Source organism: Sinorhizobium sp. CB7 (assembly GCF_041357635.1).
Lineage (GTDB): Bacteria > Pseudomonadota > Alphaproteobacteria > Rhizobiales > Rhizobiaceae > Rhizobium.
In genome coordinates this window covers 1-5,068 of sequence record NZ_JAULLL010000048.1, presented here as the reverse complement: position 1 = coordinate 5,068, position 5,068 = coordinate 1, and the positions used below count along the sequence as shown (strand labels likewise).

Here is a 5,068-nt window from a genome sequence, read left to right as displayed (position 1 = left end):
TTCGCCGTGCGGACGCACGGCGGCTGGATCCCTGTGACAAGCACAGGGAAGAGGGGAGGATGGGGAGACGTCCGCGCCAGACAACTGCCATTGCGATCGTTGGCATCGTCGGGCAAAACCAAGTAAATTCTGCAATTCGGCGCGTTGGTCTCAGCGACAGAGCTCTTCCGTACCACGCGAAGGGACCGCCGCGGCAACGCCCGTAGCGGCGGCAAAGAGATTGCCGACCTCTTCGACCAGCAGGGCCCGGTCCGGCGTATCGTTCTCGCCGAGCGCGTCGTCGACGGCGCCATGCATGGCGCTGAACAGCATGACGGCAGTCACACGCGGGTTCGCCAAGGTCCAGGCCCCGGCCGCGACTCCGGCTTCGAGAAGCGCCTGCAGGTTCGCGATCGCACGATTGGCGCGCTTCATACGGCGATTGAAGTGCATGATATTGTGGAAGACAAGATCATGCAGCCTGTAGCGGTCGATATAGCCGTTGACCGCGCTTGCCGACCAGGCAAGGAGCCGGCCGGCATGGTCGTCCGGCGGAAGGGCATGGACGGCCGCATCGATATATTCGAGGAAGAGGACGATAAACCGCTGCTGCAGCGCCGCCAGAATGTCGTCCTTGCTTTTGAAATGCAGATAGAAGGTGCCCTTGGCGACATCCGCATCGCGGACGATCTCGTCGACGCTCGTAGCCGCAAAGCCCTTTTCGAGAAACAGCTTCTGGGCGGCATCCATGAGCTCCTCGCGGCGAACTTCCGCCGGCTTGGTTCGCGGCCGCGCGACTGTCTGTATCTGCTTCACCGTCAATCCTGACCTCACTTCGCTTCGATCGCGTGCGGTCTTCCTCCCGCACCCCTGTTGGAATCGATCGCGTTTGCCCAAAATTACCATGATCTAGATCGCCCGATGTTCGACCCAACGCAAAGGGCGCTCCAGCTCGCTCATTCTGGACCTGATCGCCAGGCGGTTATACGGAAGGCCGCGCGGCAGGAAAAGCGTTTCGACAATCCAGTCGATTGCCGCTGCCCTGATGGAGAAGAATTCGGCGGGAACGCCGAAAAGCCCCTGCCCCCCCATGCGGACAAGCCTGCCGTAGGCCGTCTCGGGAACGATGGTCGCCAGCCCAAGCACATGGCTGCGGATCTTCGACGCCTTCTCCTGCAGCCAGAGCCTGGCCTCCGGCGCCCCATCCGGGGGGTGGATGGTCGAATTATCGTCGCGAAAGTGCCGCAGCACGGCGAAGGGTTCGCCACGGTCGAGCCATTCGCTCCATGCGCGGAAGAAATCCGCCTGATCGTCCACCGACATTGTCCCAGTCACGACCGAGATGACGAGCGGCCACTGTGTGAGATCGTGCTGGATCATCAATCATTTTCCTTCTCGAGAACGGATCGATCCTCACATAGGAAAATCGTTTCCACCGTCTGGCCAAAAGCCCTGGCGATCTCGATGGCGAGCGGCAGCGGCGGCTCGTATGTCCCGGTCTCTATGGCCTGAACGGTCTCGACCGCCACCCAGAGTTCGCGCGCCAGATCCGCCTCGCTCCAGCCCTTTGCGGCCCTCATTTCTTTCAAGCGATTCTTCATGCCTGTCGCCGATTTCCGATCTGGGTCGAGGAGCACGGCTCCCGTTCTTTCACGCCAGCCGGTTACTGACTGACTATCAGTCAGTTAAAGGTCGATATGAAAAATGTCAATCCGGTTCTGCTCATAGCGGCCGCCGTCATTTGCCCATCACTACAGCGGCCGCGAGCGGCCGTCCGAGATCTTGGAAATACTAGTCGCGGTAGCAAGCCCGCAATATTTCAAAAGCCAGTTGTTTGGCGCGGAAGCTTCCCCGTCCTCCCTCTTTCTTCCCTGTGCTTGTCACAGGGAAGAGGGAGATCGTGAGGCTTTCGCCTCAAACAACTGGCTCCGAAATACCGGAGGTTTGCTACAGGTTCTGCTGTTTCCGAGATCTCAGGCGGCAATTGAGGGCACGGGCGGCTCCTCACACTCCCTCACCACCATCACGCGCCAGACAACCACCACCGCGAAGTGGATTGGCGGGACTTGCCATCCCCACTTCGCGCTTCACGGACGCCCTATCTCGTCCATAAAGACGGACAACCTGCTGAAAGCCCACAGCTAACCGTCTACTCCGGCTCCCCCTCAGTAAACGCATATCTCATCGCCCGCAGGATGATCACCGCCGAGGCCGCACCCGGGTCGATGTGCCCGAGCGACCGTTCGCCGAGACGCGCCGCCCTCCCCCGGGTCGCGACCATGGAGCGTGTGGCGTTCGCGCCGGTCTCGGCGGCCTCGAGGATGCGGCCCCACATTTCCCGGGCTCCGGCAGCGCGCGCCCGGGCATTGACGGCCGCCTCCGTCGCCGGAAGCCAGGCGTCCAGCATGGTCTTGTCGCCGCGTTGCCCCTTGCCCCGCTCCCTGATGCCGGCCGCCATCGCCTCGACGATCGCCGCCTGGCCGGCAGGCGAAAGGCGTTCATCCTGTTTGAGGGCCTGCGCCGCCTTTCGAAAGGCAGTGGCATAAAGCGGTCCGGTGGAGGCGCCGACCGCATTGAGAAAGGCGGAGGCCGCTGCCGTGAACACGTCGGAGGGAAGCATCTGCTCGAGATCGAGCTTCGCCAGTTCCCCGTTCACCGCCATGAAGCCGAGCGACATGGTGATCCCGTGATCGGCATCGCCAATGGCGCCGTCCAGATCAGAGAGACGATCCTTCTCCGCCTCGATCTCCATCGATATGCGATGAAACATCCTGCTGATGCGGCGTGCCCCGTTTTCCGGCATCATGATCCTCCCAGTTCGAGCGGATGCGGCCCGTGTTCGCCGGGGCGCATATCCTATGTTTTCAGTTGATCCGCAGGAAAGCGGTATCGCAAGGGTGATGCAACAGGTCCGTGAGCTCCTGGTCGAGGTGCAGGATCGTTATGGATGCACCGACCATGTCGAGCGATGTGCAATAATGTCCCACCCAGTTCGCCTCTATCTTGATGCCCTTGGCGGTCAGCCGCTGTTCGACACGCCTGAAGAGAATGTAGAGTTCCATCAGCGGTGTGCCGCCGAAGGAATTGACCAGCACCGCGACCCGGTCGCCCGACACCGCTTTCATTTCCGAGAAGATGCGGTCCATCACGCGGTCGGTGATTGCATCGGCGCTCACCATCTTCTCCCGCATGACGCCGGGCTCGCCGTGGATGCCCATGCCGATCTCGATATCATCAGGGCCGATCTCGAAATTGTGGCGGCGGGTCTGCGGCAGCGAGCAGGGCTCCAATGCCACGCCAATGGTAAATGTCCGTGCGTTTGCCTTGCGCGTCACCGCCTCGCAGGCATCGAGCGACAGACCTCGGTCGCAGGCCGCACCCGCGATCTTGAAGATGAAGAAGTTGCCCGCCACACCACGGCGTCCCTCCCTGTCCTCCAGTGGCGAGGAAGAAATGTCGTCGGTCGTCACGACCGTGCGGACCTCGATTTTGTCCTCCGCCGCCATCTCCGCCGCCATTTCGAAATTCATGACGTCGCCGGCATAATTGCCGTAGACGAAGAGCACGCCCTCGCCGCCGGATGCCGCCTTGGTGCATTCAAGGATCGGACCAGGCGGCGGCGAGGAGAAGATATTCCCCACCGCAACCGCATCCGCAAGCCCCTTGCCGACATAGCCGAGAAACATGGGCTCATGACCCGTGCCGCCGCCGATCACCAGGCCGACCTTGCCCGGGCGCGGTCCCGTACGGGCGACGAGCGCGCGGCGGGCGCTGTCGACCGGCCTGATATAGGCGGCATGCGCTTTTACGACGCCGTCCAACATCTCTTCCACGACGTCATCGGGATCGTTCAGGAATTTCTTGATATGGGTGCGGTAACTGCTCGGCAGGGCCGCGGGGCCGCTTTCGATCTTCGGCCGCTGCGAAAGCTTCTGATCGATCTCGGTCACGCCATCGGCGTTCAGGATGCCGCGGCCGGTCGCAGCATCCGTGATGAGCACCGTAACATAGCCGCCGCGAAGCGCTGCAAGGATTGCCGGTACCTTGTCGAACCCACCGGCAACGGCAATGCGCAGATCGATCTTCTTCAGCATGTCAAGCGACATACCGATCGTGCGGTCGTCGAGCGGGCCGGCGACCGGCCGGCCCTGCCCGTCGATGAAGCGTCCGGCGACGACACCGGCGGCATCCTTCGAAAGGTACTGCTGCAGCGATACAGATTCGAAGAATCCGCTGGTGTGGATGGTCGAATTCGGGCGCAGCGACGCGATGCCGAAGATCACCTTGTTGGCTTGTGAAAGTGCTGAAAACTGGCTCTCGATCAGCGGCTCGCGCAGGAGCACATCCCGCACTTCCGGAGCCGACACGATCGCCGGGGCGGCGATATTGATGAGCCTGCCGCCGACGGCATCGGCAAAGGCCGCCGCGCAAAGCTCCGGCGTATAGCCGAAGGTCGCGCTGGTTCCGCCCGTTGCCTGGACCACCGTCATGTCCTGAAGGCCGGCGATCGACGCATGTTCGCCGACGGCCATGACCGTGCGGCCCCAGACGACCGCCAGCGTATCGCCCGATTTCAAAAGTCGCTGCAGCGCCTGCGCGCCGGCGGCTCCCAGGCGTTCGATGAGCGGGCGGGCATTGTCGTCGCTCGGCACCACGAGACAGTCGTGCAGCCCGAAATGCCGCTTCAGTTCCTGGGCGATCGTGAGCGAACTCAGCCGCGACGGCTCGATGGAAATATTGACGATGCCGCGCGCACGGGCATCGGCAAGATAGCTGTTCACCGTCGCCCTTGAGATGCCCATGGTTTCGGCGATATCGCCCTGGGTCATGCCGTCTTCGTAGTAGAGCCAACAGGCCCAGATATAGGGATCATCGCCGTAGCGCAGCGGAATAGGCTCCGCCACGGCGTCGGCTCCGGTCCGCGCCGTACCGTTCTTGCGCACCGATGATGTCTTGACGGTCATCCTGCCTGAATTCCCCTTATCGAAAATCGACCGCGAAGATGTGCGTAAAGCAGGAAATTTTCAATGCCGCCCTACAGCGCCGTGCGTCTTATCAGACGCACAAAGGTCGCTGTAGCACTTTGAAT

5 protein-coding genes are annotated in these 5,068 nt (G+C 62.1%); all 5 read right to left on the bottom strand.

Annotated elements, in window-relative coordinates:
* Positions 1-150: 150 nt before the first annotated feature.
* Positions 151-795, bottom strand: a complete 645-nt coding sequence (locus AAE029_RS36060; protein WP_371077737.1) for a TetR/AcrR family transcriptional regulator — start codon at positions 793-795, stop codon at positions 151-153.
* 93 nt (positions 796-888) lie between these two features.
* On the bottom strand, positions 889-1,359 hold the full coding sequence (locus tag AAE029_RS36055) for a hypothetical protein (protein WP_371077736.1): 471 nt from the start codon (positions 1,357-1,359) through the stop codon (positions 889-891).
* A complete protein-coding gene (locus tag AAE029_RS36050; RefSeq protein WP_371077735.1) occupies positions 1,359-1,580 on the bottom strand; it encodes a helix-turn-helix transcriptional regulator in 222 nt (73 codons plus the stop codon). The genes AAE029_RS36055 and AAE029_RS36050 overlap by 1 nt, the downstream gene beginning before the upstream one ends.
* A 548-nt stretch (positions 1,581-2,128) precedes the next feature.
* Positions 2,129-2,782, bottom strand: coding sequence for a dihydroxyacetone kinase subunit DhaL (gene dhaL / locus AAE029_RS36045; RefSeq protein WP_371077738.1), 654 nt, complete (start codon positions 2,780-2,782; stop codon positions 2,129-2,131).
* A gap of 61 nt (positions 2,783-2,843) precedes the next feature.
* On the bottom strand, positions 2,844-4,943 hold the full coding sequence (locus AAE029_RS36040; protein ID WP_371077734.1) for a bifunctional sugar-binding transcriptional regulator/dihydroxyacetone kinase subunit DhaK: 2,100 nt from the start codon (positions 4,941-4,943) through the stop codon (positions 2,844-2,846).
* Positions 4,944-5,068: the final 125 nt, after the last annotated feature.

Excerpts from the sequence above, each read along its gene's own strand:
- AAE029_RS36055 (WP_371077736.1), bottom strand. The coding sequence starts at position 1,359 with ATGATCCAGCACGATCTCACACAGTGGCCGCTCGTCATCTCGGTCGTG.
- AAE029_RS36050 (WP_371077735.1), bottom strand. The coding sequence starts at position 1,580 with ATGAAGAATCGCTTGAAAGAAATGAGGGCCGCAAAGGGCTGGAGCGAG.
- dhaL (WP_371077738.1), bottom strand. The coding sequence starts at position 2,782 with ATGCCGGAAAACGGGGCACGCCGCATCAGCAGGATGTTTCATCGCATA.
- AAE029_RS36040 (WP_371077734.1), bottom strand. The coding sequence starts at position 4,943 with ATGACCGTCAAGACATCATCGGTGCGCAAGAACGGTACGGCGCGGACC.